Consider the following 14,615-nt stretch of genomic DNA (forward strand, 5'->3'; position numbering starts at 1 on the left):
AACCATGAATGCAGTCAGCAATCCGCCCATGGCGCAAGCCATGACGCAAGAGCAAGCCCAGCAACGCTTGCAAGACATGTTGCAAATGCTGGCGCACGCCGTGGCAGCCAACCAGGTCGCCCAAGTGATCGAGCTGGCCAATCGGCTGGCCTCAGTCAACCTCTTACCCATTGTTGAATTATTCACCAGCGCGGAAACGCTGGCGCGCAATGGCCGCATGGACGCCAATATCGCGCTGTACCAGAATTGGCTGGCGCACACCGATCACCCGGTGGCGTATGCGGCCTGGTTCAATCTGGCGGTGAATCTCTCCGGCCAGGAACAACAGGTCGCCGCCGAAGCCGCCTACCGCGAAGCGATTGCGAGCAAGCCGGACTTTATCGAAGCGCATTTAAACCTGGGCACCCTGCTGGAAAAACTGGGCCGCCCGGATGAGGCGCTGGACTTATGGCGCAAAACGCCCGCCTTTGGCGATGCGCAAAAAGACAAAGCGCTGCATGTGCAGGCGTATAACAATCTGGGCCGCCTGCTGGAAATCCGCAAGCAATTGCTGCCGGCGCGCGAGATGATGGAAAAAGCGCTCGCGCTCGATCCCGCCCAAACCAACACCCTCACCCATTGGGTGCATGTGCGGCAAAAAATGTGTGAGTGGCCGACTTACACCAGCCTGCCCGGCATCAGCGTCGAGCAAGCCAAACAGGCCACCTCCGCACTGGCCCTGTTAAGCGCCTCAGATGATCCGGCGGTGCAACTGGCCAGCGCGCGCCGCTTTGTGGCCGATAAAGTGATCAAAGACGCGCCGCGCCTGGCCCCGCCGCATGGCTATGCGCATCAACGCTTGCGCATCGGCTATCTGTCTTCCGATTTTTGCGCCCACGCGGTGAGCATTTTGACCGCTGAACTGTATGAATTGCACGACCGCAAGCGGGTTGAGGTGTATGGATTTTGCTGGAGCCGGGAAGACGGCTCGCCCTTGCGCGCCCGCGTGGTGCAGGCGTTTGACCACCACATCCGCATCGGCCAGATGACTGACCGCCAGGCCGCCGAATGCATACGCGCGCATGAAATCGACATCCTGATTGATCTGCATGGCCTCACCTCCGGCACCCGGCCCGACATCATGGCCTACAAACCGGCCCCGGTGCAAATGACCTATTTAGGCTTTCCCGGCACCTCGGCCATGCCGCACACCGATTATGTGCTGTCTGACGAGCGCGTGCTGCCGCCTGCGCTGGCTGAATTTTTCTCAGAAAAACCGGCCTATCTGCCGCGCTGCTTCCAAATCAATGACCGCAAGCGCGAAGTCGGCCCGCGCCCCGAGCGCGCCAGCCTGCAATTGCGCGACGATCAATTTGTGTTTTGTTCGTTTAACAATAATTTCAAGATCACCGAACCGGTGTTCGCCTGCTGGATGCGGATCTTGCAGCGCTGCCCGCATGCCGTGCTGTGGCTGGTGGCGGACAACCCCTGGGTGCAAAACAATCTGCGCCAGGCGGCGCACAGCGCCGGCATTGAAGCGTCGCGCCTGGTGTTCGCCGAACGCGCCGTGCCGGCGCAATATCTGGCGCGCTACCAGGCCGCTGATCTGTTTTTAGACAACTACCCTTTTAACGCCGGCACCACCGCCAGCGACGCGCTGTGGGCCGGCCTGCCCTTAATCACCATGTATGGCCGCACCTTTTCCTCGCGCATGGCGATGAGCTTATTGCACGCCGTCGATTTACCGCAATTAGCGGTGGACAATCTGGCCGCCTATGAGGAATTGGCGGTGTCGCTGGCGCATGATCCTGCGCAAATCGCCGCCTTGAAACAGCATTTGCAACAAAACCGCATGACATGCGCCCTGTTTGACAGCCCGCGCTTTGTCAAAGATCTGGAAGACATTTACGAAAGGCTGGCCGTGCATCCTGCTGAACAACCCACCGCAGAACAAGCCGCCGAGAGCGGCGCAGAACCCTTGCGCAGCCTGGCGCAGACGCCGATTAACGACATCTACAACGTCGATGTCTTGAATATGATGCGCAAAGATTGCCGCAAAGTGGTTGAAGTCGGCTCCTCCAGCGGGGTGCTGGCGCGCGCCTACCGCGAACAAAACCCGGCCTGCGAATATGTCGGCATCGAAGTGGTGCAAGAATACGCTGAACGTTCGCGCGCGCATTGCCAGCGGGTGATTTACGGCGATGTGGAAAAACTGCCGGACGCTGAATTCGCCAGCCTGCAAGACGCCGATTGCTGGGTGTTTGCCGATGCGCTGGAACATTTATACGACCCCTGGCGTTTATTGCGCCGCATCCATGACAGCCGCAACGGCGCGGTGGAAGTGGTGGCCTGTATTCCGAATGGCCAGCATTGGGGCGTGCAAAGCTGCCTCAACTCAGGACGCTTTATTTATCAAGACGCCGGTTTGCTCGATCGCACCCATATCCGCTGGTTTACCCGCATCACCATCCTGGACATGTTCGCCAGCTGCGGCTTTCAAATCACCAGCATGATCGCGCGCAATATGCACCTGCCCAACCCGGAACAGCAGGCCGCGATTCGCGCCATGGCGCAAAGTTTTGGCCATGATCCTGAGCAGGCCATGGCCGACGCCATTCCCTTCCAATATGTTTTGCGGGCTGTTTCCGTATGAGCGCAAAAAAACTCTCGCTGCACCATATTGCCTATAACGATGCAACCGTGGCCGGCCTGCCGCCCGGCTTTGTGTTGATGGACAACACCGACCATGCGCGTGACGATTGGCGCGAATACTGGCCCATCCGCCGCTTTTTACTCTCCGCTGCGCTGGATGAGGATTGTTATTACGGCTTTTTATCGCCGCGTTTCGCTGAAAAAACCGGCCAGACTTTCGCCAGCGTGCAAGCCTTCTTAGACCAGGCGCCGGACGATGTGGATGTCATCGCCTTCAGCCCGCAGCCGGATATGGGCGCCTTCTTTTTGAATATTTTTGAGCAGGAAGAATTATTCCAGCCCGGCTTTCAGGCTGTGGCGCAAAGCTTTTTCGACGCCATCGGCTACCCGGTGCAATTAGCCGGCCTGGTGATGGATTCGCGCCATGTGGTGTTTTCCAATTACCAAATCGCGCGCCCGCGCTTTTGGCGCGCCTGGCTTGAGATCAATGAAAAACTGTTTGCCCTGTGCGAAGGCGAAGACAATCCGCTCATGCGCGAACTCAACAGCGCCACCGCCTACCCCGGCGCCGTGCCGCGCAAAGTGTTTTTGCAAGAGCGCATCTGCTCGCTGATGTTAGCCACCCAGGCCGGCTGGAAAAGCAAGCTGTTTGACACCTTCCAACTGGCGTGGTCAGCCTCGCGCTTAAACCAATTCCAGCATGAAGCGGTGTTATCCGACGCCCTGAAAATCGCCATGCGCGAACAGGGCTACCCGGAATATCTGAGCGCGTTTGCGCAATTGCGCGATAAATTGCGCTAACCCGATACCCGCCCGGCGGCCATGGATAACGCCCTGCTGATCTTGCATGCCGAAGATATTCCCTTAGCCGAACAAGTGGCGGCCAAGGTCGGCAATTTCTGCGTGGTGGTGTTTGACCCGGTATTGCAAGACCGGGTTTTGCAAAGCACCCTGCCGCAAGCGCATTTTATTTCCTGGGATGAAGCCCCCGCCTACGCCAGCCTATACAGCCAGGCGCAGCGCAGCGCGCAAGCGCTGGAGCGGGAATTAGACGCCATCCGGGCCCGCCATTTGCCGCAATTTTCCATCCAGGGCTGGCAGCATCTGCACCTGTATTACCTGCACCTGAGCTTGCATTGGCACCGCAATCTGGCGCAAAGCATGTTGCCGCGCCTGCAAAACTATCGGCTGCATTTATTTTTGTGCGAACACGTCGCCGCCTATCATTTGAATTCCTTTGTGCCAGCGCTGATGTTTTTACAAATGGCGCGCAATTTCGGCCTGGATTGCCAGGCATACACCTATCGCAGCAAACAGGAAGCGCCGGAACTGATGCCGGATTTCAGCACCCCCTGCCCGCACGCCGACGGACAATATCTGCTCGCGCACCTGCCCACATGCGTGTATGACATGCCGTATTTCAACCAGGAAATGCAAGCCAGCGGCTTGCCGGTTTTGGAAATTGCGGCGAAAAACTTTGATGTGCCGATTCCCTGCGCCAGCATGGTGGGCTTATTCCCCGCCAGTCAATATCAAGCCGCCGCTGACATCAGCGGCGCGATTGAGGCGTTTTTAGAACAAGGCGCAGATCTGGTGCAAGGCTTTTTGGAACAGCATATCGCCACCCCGGCGTTTTGCGCGCGCCAGCTGGAAAAATGGCGGCAAAGCTGCCGCAGCCAGCTCTACACCTGGTTTGCGTTGCAAGCCTATTGCCAGCACAGCAAACCGCGCCGGCTCTTGATTTCCGATCATGACGCCGGCTTGCACGGCCCGCTGCTGGCCTGGGCGCAAAGCGCGCAGATTCCCGTCTTGATGTTGCCGCACTCAAAAACCTCGCCCGACCAGGAATTTTCCTGCGCCGGCGTACAAGCCCTGGTGCATGCGGCGCAAGGCGAGGCGATGTACGACGCGCAGCAGCGCCCGATTCCGCACGCCGCCCTGGCCTTTCCCGGCCAGCTCCGTTTTGACTGCGCCATGCCGGCCCCGCTGAAAACGGTGGGCTTGTTGTTAAACGCCTTTTCTTTAAGCGGCATTTATTACGCCAATTGGCGGCAATATCTGGACGGCATACGGCAAATCCATGCTTTTTGTCAGCAGCGCGGTTTACGCTTATTGCTGCGCTGCAAACCCAGCTACACCCTGATGCTGAATCTGGCGCAGGATCTGAATATTGAGCCGGAGCTGGTGCACAGCCAAACCCGCATCAGCATGGCCGAATTTGCCGCCAACTGTGATGTATGCGTGATGTACGACACCCCGAGCGCCGCCGCGCTCGATTTTTTAGCGCAGGGCATACCGATTCTGAACCCCATCCTGGCGCATTTAAGCCGCCACCAACTGCCCACCACCCCACCCGACGCTCTGCCGCGCATCGCGCTGGATGACTGCCTGCACAAACTGGCTGCATTTTGCGCTGATCCGGCGTTTTTACTGCAATATCGCCTGCAGCAAAGCGCGGCTTATGCCGCCAGATTTGCGCAGGCGCGGGCTTTGCGGGCCTTTCTTTGATGGCGGCGCATTGCAAATCCGTTTGAATTGGCGGTAGAAGATAAGGGAGAAGCGGATGCGGGGCACGGTGAGCAACTTCAGACGGCGCAAGCTCAGCCTGCAGGCAAAGCAGGCGGCTGTGGCTGCGGGTTTTTCTGGTTCGGCGACGCCCTCACCCCCTGCCGCCTCTGCGGCTGCTAGCGCAGATGCCGCCCCTGCTGCAGCGGCTGTCCCTGCCGCCACGCCTGCCGCAAGCAGCGGTAAACTGAGTCTGGACGAAGCCAAGAAATCGCTGGATAAATCCGCCGAAACCAACCGCAATCTGTTTTTCGCCTTCAACGTCCTGCTGACCACCGCCTTGATTCTCTGCCTGAGCATCACGGATGAGCATTTATTGATAGGTTCCACCACGGTCAAAATCCCATTGATCAGCGTCGATTTGCCGATCTGGGCTTTTGCCAGCGTGGTTCCTTTTTTTGTGCTGGTGGTGCATTTTGATCTGCTGCATAACTTGAATGAACGCAGCCATAAACTGCACGCCTGGATGGAAAAACAAGCGGCCTGCCGCCCCTTTATTCCGCTCTTTGAGTTGATTGAGAAAGAGCGCTGAGATACTGCGCTTTGCCCAATAAGCACGGCCCTGTAATCATCGCCCAAGCTTCAGCAAAGCCTGCCGATACACCGCCGTTTCGCTGATATTGTGATGATCCGCCCCCTCCACCATCAGCATTTGCGCCCGCCCCGGGGTAAAACCCTGCGCCAGTCTTTGCGCATGGACTGGCGGCACGACCTGGTCTTGTGCTGCGGCGAAAATGATGCAAGGCGCTTTCACCTGTGGCGCATACTGTAGCGATGCATAGCGCTCGCGCAGCAGCCATTGCACCGGCAGCCAGGGGTAATGATGTGCGGCCACGGCCTGCATGCTGTCGTAGGGGGTGACTAAAATCAGGTGTTGCAATGCGCTATCTGCGCGCGCGGCCAGGCGGGTGGCAATGCCTGTCCCCAGGCTGCGGCCCATGATGGTGATCTCGGCGTACCGGCTGCGCAGCAACTGCCACAGCGCCCAGGCATCGGCATGATTGCCCACCTCGTTTGGCTCGCCTGCGCTGCCGCCATAGCCGCGATAATGCAGGGCATAGATGGCGTGTTGCGGAAATAATTGCGCCAATTCGCGCACGCTATACGCAACATCTTCGGCATTCCCGCCAAAATACAGCAAGGCCTTGCCCTGCCCCGCCGCTTGCGCCTGCGCCACCTGCAACTGCAAACCATCATTTTCCAGAGATAAATTCTGCGCGCCGGGATGGGCCGGGGTCGGGTGGTAGATCAGTTTGCGTTGCAACACAAACATGGCTGCGCAGATCAGCAGATAGCACAGCCCCAGCAGCAAGAATATTCGCCACAAATTTGTCATCGCGCCTCCGTATTGCATCTGTTCTTGTGGGAAGTCGGGCCAGTGCTGGTCTTTTGCACAAGTGCAGCATTCAAATCATGCCTTAGCGATAAAATATGGCCCGATTACCGGTTTGATGAAGATTATTTCAACGTCCAACATCCGTCTGACAGCTCAGCACGACCAGGAAGGCTCAACGATTCCTATGGTCACAAATCAAAATGTTGCAATCACAACAAATACAGTTGTGATACAATAAAAATATTGCATGTATTGCAACATTAGATCCTCTCTTTTATCTGCTTTTCAAAAAAAAAGAACAAACCATTTTTCCACAAACTATGGGAAGAATTCCCTGATCACATTCAATACCGCACTATGAAGGATTTATATTCTGCGCTTGGCGGCGCCGCTGAAAAAAATATTCACCTGCCCGGTTTCGGTCCAAACGGAAACACATGCGCCAGCCGACTAAGTGTGGCATTCAACAAATCAGGCGCACCCATCGATGCCGGGTTGGCAAGCACAGTTGGTGCGCTTACTCTGGGCACGGCGAATGGCAATCGGATCATCTTTCGGGTCGCTGACTTTCGCAAATATCTTCTAAAGTGTCTTGGAAAGCCTACCATTGATAACACCCGTCCATTTGATGACGCCTTTCGCAAACGCAAAGGAATTATTGCCTTTAGTGTCAACTGGCAAGGCGCATCAGGTCATATTGCCCTTTGGAATGGCCATACCTATCGGGAGCCTGAGCATGACAATTATTCAAGCTATGTCAGTCCGAGCTTCCCGAACATCAAAACCTCGCTTGCCGAATTTTGGGAATTGAAATAATGCGCCCTTTTGCATTGATCCTCTGTTTAAGCGCAGCCGCTTGCAGCGCAAAAACTGAACATTTCCCGTCTCCAGCGGCTTTGCGCAGTATGGAACATTACGCCATAGCGAGCTGTTTTGCCTATCAAGGTCAGCCCTATTTAAAAGACCAGGGGGATGCCTGGGCCGCCGTCCTGGTGCAAGGTATGTCGCTCAAGCCTGATGACTTGGCAAAGATTGCCGCACAAGTCAAACTGGAACTTGGCAAAGGGGAAATGGCGGTGATGCGGGATGAGACTAATCCAGGAAGAGATAAAATCCTGCCGGTGCAGTATTGCGTTGAAATCATAGACAAGCCGGGGGTGCGCGAGGTGTTGAACAAGCTTGCTGCAAACAGCGCTATTCGCGGCTAAAGCCGCTCCTGCCGGGACATGCCTGCGCTGTTGCAGTCGCACTCTTTTGCGGCGAAATATTTCCCGGCCAGCTCTTTTGCTAATTGCAATCCCTCCGGAGTCAAACGGACGGATTCTGTGCGGCCATGGGGATTGCTGATATATCCCTTTTCAAACAAGGTATCCATCACATCGAAGTCAATCCGCTTCCAAACTCTGCCATTTTCAAACTCGAATACGCCCAGCAGCGCCAACACGGTTTCTGTGATTTTTTCCTTGTCATATTCCATGGCGTCCCCCAAATGCATCAAGCGCTGTCGCAGGCAACTACGCCCCCACCCGCTCCTGCCCCGCATAACACACCAAACCCGCCCCGCGCACAAAGCCCAGTAAGCAAAGTCCGGCCTGCTGCGCCAATTGCGCCGCCAGCGCGGTCGGGGCGGACACGGTGGCCAAAATGCTGATGCCGGCGCGTGCGGCTTTTTGGATCAGTTCATAGCTGGCGCGCGAACTCATCAGACAAAAGCCGTTTTCATCCCGCACGCTGTGTTTTTGCGCCATGGCGCCGATTAATTTATCCAGCGCATTGTGTCGCCCCACATCTTCGCGTATCAGTTGCAGATTGCCCTTCGCATCAAACCAGGCGGCGGCGTGCATGGCGCCGCAGCGCTGGTTTAAGACTTGCGCCGCCGGCAGCGCGGCGGCGGCTGCTTGCAGTGCGGTGCGCGACACGCCGCGCGCTGTCACCTGCGGCAAATCCAGGTCCAGCCCGCGCAAGCTTTCCAGCCCGCACACGCCGCAGCCGGTGTTGCCGCTCATGCTGCGGCGCTGTTGTTTGAGTTGGGAAAAATCAGCGCTGGCCAATTCGATCTGCGCCTGCCAGGCGGCAACGCCATTGGCCAGAGTTTGGCGCTGCAGGTCGATGCCATAAATCGCGTTGGCGGGCGCGATATTGGCGCTCATGGTGAAGCCGCGCGCAAAGTCTTCCAAATCGCAGGGGGTGGCCATCAGCACCGCATGGGCGATGCCGTTGTATTCCATGACGACCGGGACTTCAGAGGCCAGGCTGTCGTCTTCCTCCTGTCCCGCCTGGCCCTGGGCAAAACGGGTGACGCCGCTTGCGCGCAAGCCGTCTTCATAGCGCCATTCATCTTGCGCGCCAAACTGCTGTGTCATAAAGCCCCTTCTTGCTGCTGGCGCCAGGCTTGTGCGCCGCTGTCCGTCAATTGCAAGAGTAAGCGCTCGCCATCCTGGCGTTGCGCGATCCAATCCAGGCCAGGGCAATCCGCTCCGCCCTGTCCCAATGCGGCCAGGGCGCGCTGCAGGGTGCTCATGCGCACCCCCAGGCGCTTGCACAGGCGGGCGGCGGATTGCGCGCGGCCATCCGCCAGTTCCGCCATCAGGGCGTGCGCCAAGGCCCAGAATGCCTCATCCGCCGCCGCTTCGCTCATGCAACGTCCCGCCGCGCATGCAAGACCACCGGCAAGGATTTGGTGGTCGGGGTGCGCGCCACATCGGCCACCGCATCCAGCGGCGCTAAGCAATTGGTTTCCGGGAAATACGCCGCCAGACAGCCGCGCGGGATGTTGTATGGCGCCAGCATGAAGCGCTCGGCGACACGTTTGACGCCATCTTCGTACAGGCTTTCAATATCCACCCACTGCCCGGCTTGCAAACCCTGGGCTTGCATATCGGCTTCGTGGATGAACAGCACGCGGCGCTCGCCGAACACACCGCGATAACGGTCGTTCATGCCGTAAATCGTGGTGTTGTATTGATCATGTGAGCGCACGGTGGACAGGTTGAACACCAGCTTGTCGCCGGCGGCGGCGCGGGCGCGGTGCACCGGGGTGTCTTGCGCAATCGGATGCACTTTGAAATTGGCTTTTTTATTCGCCGTGACCCAGACCCGCTCAGCAGCGGTGTTGCGCAAATGGAAGCCGCCCGGTTTTTTTACGCGGAGATTGAAGTCTTTGAAGTCATCAAAAGTTTTTTCGATCAGGTCGCGGATGCTGTCATAGTCTTGCACCAGCTTGAGCCAATCGATTTTGCTGCGCCGGCCCAGTGCGGCGAAGGTGGCTTGCGCCAGACGCGCCACAATCACCGGTTCTGACAAGAGGCCGGGGGCAGCCGGCGGATTGATGCCGGAAGACAGGTGCACCATGCTCATCGAGTCTTCCACCGAGATGGCTTGCGCCCGGCCAGCCTGCATATCAATTTCGGTGCGCCCTAAGCAGGGCAGCAAAATCGCTTCTTGGCCGCACACCAGGTGGCTGCGGTTGAGCTTGGTGGTGACGTGCACGGTCATGGCGCATTGGCGCAGCGCGGCGCGGGTGCGTTCGGTGTCGGGGGTGGCGGTGGCGAAGTTGCCGCCCAGGGCAAACAGCACTTTGCCGGGCTGCGCTTCCATTGCGGCAATCGTGGCCACGGAATCACAACCGGCTTTGCGCGGGCTTTGGATGCCAAACACCTGGTCTAAGCGGTCAAGCAGGGCCGGGGCCGGTTTGCTGACAATGCCCATGGTGCGGTCGCCTTGCACATTGCTGTGCCCGCGCACCGGGCAGGCGCCGGCGCCGGGGCGGCCCAGATTGCCGCGCAAGAGCAAGAGGTTGACGATCATCTGGATTGTGGCGACGGAATATTTGTGCTGGGTGATGCCCATGCCCCAGCAGGCAATCACGCTTTTGGCCTTGATGTAAATCGCAGCGGCGCGCCGGATCTCGGCTTCGCTCAAGCCGGATTCGCGGCAAATCAAGTCCCAGGATTCGGCTTCGACATCGGCCTTGAGTTCGGCAAAGCCGACGCAGTGCTCATCAATAAAGGCGGTGTCTATCACGCGCGTGCTGCCTGCAGCCTGCGCTTTGGCGTCTTCTTCCAGCACGACTTTGATCATGCCTTTGAGGCAGGCCATATCGCCGCCGACCTGGATCTGGAAATAGTCAGAGGAAATCGGACTGGCGCTGTCTGACAGCATTTCAAGGGCGCTTTGCGGATTTTGGAATTTTTCCAGGCCGCGCTCGCGCAAAGGATTGAAGCTGACAATCGCGGCGCCGCGTTTGGCGGCGGCGCGCAATTCGCCCAGCATGCGCGGGTGATTGGTGCCGGGGTTTTGGCCGAACACGAAAATCGCTTCGGTTTCGGCGAAGTCCGATAATTCCACCGTGCCCTTGCCCACGCCGATGACTTCGCGCATCGATACGCCGGACGGTTCATGGCACAGATTGGCGCTGTCGGGCAGATTATTGGTGCCGAATTCGCGCACAAATAATTGGTAGAGGAAGGCCGCTTCATTGCTGGTGCGGCCCGAGGTGTAGAAGAAGGCGTCGTCGGGGCTGGGCAAGGCGGCCAGCTGGCGCGCGATGCGGGCAAACGCTTCATCCCAGGAAATTTCCTGATAGCGGTCAGTCTCGCGCACATAGCGCATCGGCGCGGTGAGCCGCCCTTGCTGCTCCAGCCAATAGTCGGATTGCGCCGCCAATTCGCTCACGGTGTAGCTGGAAATCAATTCCGGGGTGGCGCGCCGCGCGGTCGATTCGGCGGCTACGGCCTTGGCGCCGTTTTCACAAAATTCAAAGCTGGAAGAATGTTCGCGGTCGGGCCAGGCGCAGCCCGGACAGTCAAAGCCGTCCGGTTGATTGGCTGATAACAGGGTTTTGGCGCCTTTGAGCGGGATGCCCTGCTCAAAAACTTGTTGCGCCACGCTTTTCAATGCGCCCCAGCCGCCAGCCGGGCGTTTATAGACTTTGACTACCTTGCTTTGCATCTCATGCCTCTGTGTTTTGATGATTTTGGATATGCGGCCGTTCCGGTCGGCCTGTGAGGAGGGGCAGGCCCCGGCATGGCGCCGGGGTGAGTCGCATTATACAAGTCTTAGACAAGTTTGCCCGTTTTTGCATGCAAACACGGGCCGTTTTTGCCGGCTTTATTGGCCCGTGGCTTTGCTCTGCGCCGGGGCGCTCCAGCTTAAGCCCATCACGCGCGAGAGGAAGCTTAAACGGTCAGTTGCTTCGTCGATCTGCTTGGTGGTGGGTTTGCCTTTGCCGTGTCCTGCGCGCATATCCACACGCAACAGAATCGGCGCGCTGCCGCCCTGCGCCGCTTGCAACGCCGCCGCCAGTTTGTAGCTGTGCGCCGGCACCACGCGGTCGTCATGGTCGCCGGTCAAAATCAAGGTCGGCGGATAGCAGGTGTCGGGCTTGACATTGTGCAGCGGGGAATAGGCGTACAGGGCTTTGAATTGTTGCGCATTCTCTGCTGAGCCGTAGTCTGAGACCCAAGTCCAGCCGATGGTGAATTTATGGAAGCGCAACATATCGTGCACGCCGACTGCCGGCATGGCGGCGCCAAACAAATCAGGCCGCTGCAGCATGGTGGCCGCGACCAGCAAGCCGCCGTTGCTGCCGCCATAGCTGGCCAGGCGCGCCGGCTTGGTATATTTGTTGTCGATCAGCCATTCGCCGGCGGCAATGAAGTCGTTAAAAGTGTTTTGTTTTTGCAAAAGCGTGCCGGCTTCATGCCAGCTTTTGCCATATTCGCCGCCGCCGCGCAAATTCACCAGCACATACACGCCGCCGCGCTCCATCCAGGCCAGATTGGCCGGGGAAAAGGCCGGCGTCATCGCAATATTAAAGCCGCCGTAGCCATACAAAATGGTCGGATTGTCGCCATTTAAGACCAGGTCTTTGCGATGGCTGATGAACATCGGCACGCGCACCCCGTCGCGACTCTTGAAAAACACTTGGCGCGTGACATATTGGGCCGGGTCAAATTGCAATTTGGGCGACAACACTGGCCGGCTTTCGCCGCTGGCCAGGTCGTAGCGGTAAATCACGCCGGGATTGCTGAAATTGGCAAAGGAATAAAACGCTTCGGCGCTGCTGCCGCCTTTGAAATCTTTGGCCGTGCCGATGCCGGGCAATTTGACTTCTCGCACCAGCTTGCCATCTAAATCCATTTGCAAGACCTGGCTGTGGGCGTCTTTCAGATAGCTCAAGATCAGCTGGCCGCCCATCATTTCCGCCTCGGTCAGATTGTATTCACGTTCGGCCACCAGCACTTCCTGCTGTTCCGGGGTGTCGGCGCGCATGCGCACCACGCGCGAACGGGGGGCGTCTTTATTGGTGCGGAAATACAATTCTGCGCCACGGCTGCCGATGAAGTGATATTCGCCATCGCTCTTGTCGAGCAATTTCACCAGCTTGCTTTTTTCGTCTTTCAAGTCTTGCAGGTAGAAGCGGTTTTTGCGTTCGCCGCCCATGCCTACATCAATTAAGAGATAGCGCCCGTCTTCGGTCGGTTTGGCTTCAAACATCCAGGTCTTGTTTTCGCGGCTCTCAAACACCAGGCGGTCTTCGCTTTGCGCTGTGCCCAATTTGTGGAAATACAGTTTCTGGTAGTAGTTGGCGTCGGCATATTTGCCGCCGCCCTTCGGTTCGTCATAGCGGGAATAGTAAAAACCGCTGCCATCAGCGGCCCAGGCCGGTTCGGAAAATTTGACCCATTGCAGCAAATCTTTGGTGTCTTTGCCGCTGGCCACGTCGCGCACCCGCACTTCGTTCCAGTCGGAACCGGCGCCGGCGACTGCATACGCCAGATAACGGCCATCCGGGCTGAGTTTGGCGTGCTCCAGCGCCAAGGTGCCGTCTGCTGACAAGGTGTTGGGATCGAGAATCATGCGCGGCGCGTCCTGCCAGTTTTTTTGCACATACAGCGGCGCTTGATTTTGCAAGCCGTTGTTGTGCGCAAACAGATACAGGCCGCCTTGCTGCTCGGGCACGGTGTAACGGCTGAAATTCCACAGCGCGCTCAAACGCGTATGAATCGCGCTGCGCTGCGGGTATTGATCAATCCAGCTGCGCGCAAAACTGTTTTGCGCGCCGACCCATTGCGCCACTTGCGGGCTGTTATTCTCTTCCAGCCAGCGATACGGATCGGCCACCCGCACACCGTGCATCAGATCGACTTGCTCGACTTTTTTACTGGCGGGATATTGGAAGGAATGGGCGCTGTGCAGGCAGGCGGCGTTTTGCGCTAAAGCGCTCAGCGGGAGCAGCGCGGCCAGCAGGCCGGCAGTCAATTCAGCTTTCATATGCATTTCCGGAATGGCGAAGAAGGAGCTGACTTGACTGCCGGCATGCGAAAAAGTTTCCCGCCATCGGACTTAATAAATCAATTCGTCCGCTTTGGTTTCTTGCTTGAGCGGCGGCGCGCCCTTGGTTTGCACCTTGATTTGCAGATGCTGGCTCTGTTCTGTGATCTGCAGACTTTGCTCGGCGCTGGCGCTGCCGGCTTGCTGCGCATGCCAGACGCGCAAATTGTATTTGCCTTTGGGCAAATCGAGTTTCAACTCCCCCTTGGCGTCGCTTTTGGCGAAATACGGCGTGTCCACCACCACTACCCAGGCGATCATCTTGTCATGGATATTGCAGCCCAGGGTGACCACGCCGGGCTTGTCAAACACCACATTTTCTGACGGCACGCCGGAATACAGCTTCATTTCAAATTTTTTGGCCGGCGAAAAGCTGTAGATGTGATGCCGCACCGTGTCCAGATTGGGAAATGAAACCGCGCTGCCGGTTTGCAACACCGTCACAGCCGGGATGAATTTGCGGCCATTTTGCTCAATCTTGATCAGCCCGGCATTGCTTTTGGCAGGCGCGCCGCCTTCCGGAATCGCCGCCACCACCGCATCTTGCAGCGCTGCGCCGGCCCCATCGCTGAGTTGCACGTTCAGGCTGGCCGCCTGGCAGGCCGCCAGCATGCCGTATGCCGCCAGCCCGATGCCGCAATGCAGCATCCACCCTGTCCCCTTGTCTGTTTTCATGCGCTTTCTCCTTGGCGTTGGCGTCAGGCCGACTCGCCTGTGCGCTGATTGTAACGACAAGGGGCCGGCGCTG

The 14,615-nt window shown here is 58.0% G+C and carries 13 protein-coding genes; 6 read left to right on the plus strand and 7 right to left on the minus strand.

From position 1 onward, the window contains the following. The first annotated feature begins 4 nt into the window (after positions 1 to 4). The 4 genes from V8J88_RS11035 (at position 5) to V8J88_RS11050 (ending at position 5,728) form a co-directional block, all read left to right on the plus strand. Complete coding sequence (locus V8J88_RS11035; protein ID WP_338849560.1) at positions 5 to 2,632, plus strand: tetratricopeptide repeat protein; 2,628 nt, start codon at positions 5 to 7, stop codon at positions 2,630 to 2,632. Continuing rightward, positions 2,629 to 3,432, plus strand: coding sequence for a hypothetical protein (locus V8J88_RS11040; RefSeq protein ID WP_338849561.1), 804 nt, complete (start codon positions 2,629 to 2,631; stop codon positions 3,430 to 3,432). Before V8J88_RS11035 ends, V8J88_RS11040 begins: the two co-directional genes overlap by 4 nt. A gap of 21 nt (positions 3,433 to 3,453) precedes the next feature. Further along, a complete protein-coding gene (locus V8J88_RS11045) occupies positions 3,454 to 5,139 on the plus strand; it encodes a hypothetical protein (RefSeq protein ID WP_338849563.1) in 1,686 nt (561 codons plus the stop codon). Positions 5,140 to 5,257: 118 nt separating this feature from the next. Further along, on the plus strand, positions 5,258 to 5,728 hold the full coding sequence (locus tag V8J88_RS11050) for a hypothetical protein (protein ID WP_338849565.1): 471 nt from the start codon (positions 5,258 to 5,260) through the stop codon (positions 5,726 to 5,728). 36 nt (positions 5,729 to 5,764) lie between these two features. Here the strand turns inward: V8J88_RS11050 and V8J88_RS11055 are convergent, their stop codons facing one another. Then, complete coding sequence (locus V8J88_RS11055; RefSeq protein ID WP_338849567.1) at positions 5,765 to 6,532, minus strand: alpha/beta fold hydrolase; 768 nt, start codon at positions 6,530 to 6,532, stop codon at positions 5,765 to 5,767. Positions 6,533 to 6,889: 357 nt separating this feature from the next. Here V8J88_RS11055 and V8J88_RS11060 point away from each other — a divergent pair, with 357 nt between their 5' ends. Together V8J88_RS11060 and V8J88_RS11065 are read left to right on the plus strand one after the other, a co-directional pair. Further along, a complete protein-coding gene (locus V8J88_RS11060) occupies positions 6,890 to 7,348 on the plus strand; it encodes a T6SS effector amidase Tae4 family protein (protein WP_338849569.1) in 459 nt (152 codons plus the stop codon). After that, a complete protein-coding gene (locus tag V8J88_RS11065) occupies positions 7,348 to 7,740 on the plus strand; it encodes a hypothetical protein (RefSeq protein WP_338849571.1) in 393 nt (130 codons plus the stop codon). The genes V8J88_RS11060 and V8J88_RS11065 overlap by 1 nt, the downstream gene beginning before the upstream one ends. Here the strand turns inward: V8J88_RS11065 and V8J88_RS11070 are convergent. The 6 genes from V8J88_RS11070 to V8J88_RS11095 form a co-directional block, all read right to left on the minus strand. Next, positions 7,737 to 8,009, minus strand: a complete 273-nt coding sequence (locus tag V8J88_RS11070) for a DUF6429 family protein (protein ID WP_338849573.1) — start codon at positions 8,007 to 8,009, stop codon at positions 7,737 to 7,739. The genes V8J88_RS11065 and V8J88_RS11070 overlap by 4 nt on opposite strands. 37 nt (positions 8,010 to 8,046) lie before the next feature. Then, positions 8,047 to 8,895: a formate dehydrogenase accessory sulfurtransferase FdhD gene (fdhD, locus tag V8J88_RS11075; protein WP_338849574.1), complete on the minus strand. Its 849-nt coding sequence runs from the start codon at positions 8,893 to 8,895 to the stop codon at positions 8,047 to 8,049. Beyond that, entirely contained in the window at positions 8,892 to 9,170 is a 279-nt protein-coding gene (locus V8J88_RS11080; RefSeq protein WP_338849575.1) for a hypothetical protein, read from the minus strand. Before V8J88_RS11080 ends, fdhD begins: the two co-directional genes overlap by 4 nt. Beyond that, on the minus strand, positions 9,167 to 11,482 hold the full coding sequence (locus V8J88_RS11085; RefSeq protein ID WP_338849576.1) for an FdhF/YdeP family oxidoreductase: 2,316 nt from the start codon (positions 11,480 to 11,482) through the stop codon (positions 9,167 to 9,169). Before V8J88_RS11085 ends, V8J88_RS11080 begins: the two co-directional genes overlap by 4 nt. Positions 11,483 to 11,641: 159 nt before the next feature. Next, positions 11,642 to 13,807, minus strand: coding sequence for a prolyl oligopeptidase family serine peptidase (locus V8J88_RS11090; protein ID WP_338849577.1), 2,166 nt, complete (start codon positions 13,805 to 13,807; stop codon positions 11,642 to 11,644). Between the two features lie 72 nt (positions 13,808 to 13,879). Beyond that, positions 13,880 to 14,542: a methylamine utilization protein gene (locus tag V8J88_RS11095; protein ID WP_338849578.1), complete on the minus strand. Its 663-nt coding sequence runs from the start codon at positions 14,540 to 14,542 to the stop codon at positions 13,880 to 13,882. Between the last annotated feature and the right edge of the window lie 73 nt (positions 14,543 to 14,615).

It is taken from the genome of Massilia sp. W12 (assembly GCF_037300705.1).
Taxonomy (GTDB): domain Bacteria; phylum Pseudomonadota; class Gammaproteobacteria; order Burkholderiales; family Burkholderiaceae_D; genus JACPVY01.

Coding starts and splice junctions, on each gene's coding strand:
- V8J88_RS11045 (WP_338849563.1), top strand. CDS start 3,454: ATGGATAACGCCCTGCTGATCTTGCATGCCGAAGATATTCCCTTAGCC.
- fdhD (WP_338849574.1), bottom strand. CDS start 8,895: ATGACACAGCAGTTTGGCGCGCAAGATGAATGGCGCTATGAAGACGGC.
- V8J88_RS11055 (WP_338849567.1), bottom strand. CDS start 6,532: ATGACAAATTTGTGGCGAATATTCTTGCTGCTGGGGCTGTGCTATCTG.
- V8J88_RS11035 (WP_338849560.1), top strand. CDS start 5: ATGAATGCAGTCAGCAATCCGCCCATGGCGCAAGCCATGACGCAAGAG.
- V8J88_RS11080 (WP_338849575.1), bottom strand. CDS start 9,170: ATGAGCGAAGCGGCGGCGGATGAGGCATTCTGGGCCTTGGCGCACGCC.
- V8J88_RS11070 (WP_338849573.1), bottom strand. CDS start 8,009: ATGGAATATGACAAGGAAAAAATCACAGAAACCGTGTTGGCGCTGCTG.
- V8J88_RS11065 (WP_338849571.1), top strand. CDS start 7,348: ATGCGCCCTTTTGCATTGATCCTCTGTTTAAGCGCAGCCGCTTGCAGC.
- V8J88_RS11095 (WP_338849578.1), bottom strand. CDS start 14,542: ATGAAAACAGACAAGGGGACAGGGTGGATGCTGCATTGCGGCATCGGG.
- V8J88_RS11040 (WP_338849561.1), top strand. CDS start 2,629: ATGAGCGCAAAAAAACTCTCGCTGCACCATATTGCCTATAACGATGCA.
- V8J88_RS11085 (WP_338849576.1), bottom strand. CDS start 11,482: ATGCAAAGCAAGGTAGTCAAAGTCTATAAACGCCCGGCTGGCGGCTGG.
- V8J88_RS11090 (WP_338849577.1), bottom strand. CDS start 13,807: ATGAAAGCTGAATTGACTGCCGGCCTGCTGGCCGCGCTGCTCCCGCTG.
- V8J88_RS11060 (WP_338849569.1), top strand. CDS start 6,890: ATGAAGGATTTATATTCTGCGCTTGGCGGCGCCGCTGAAAAAAATATT.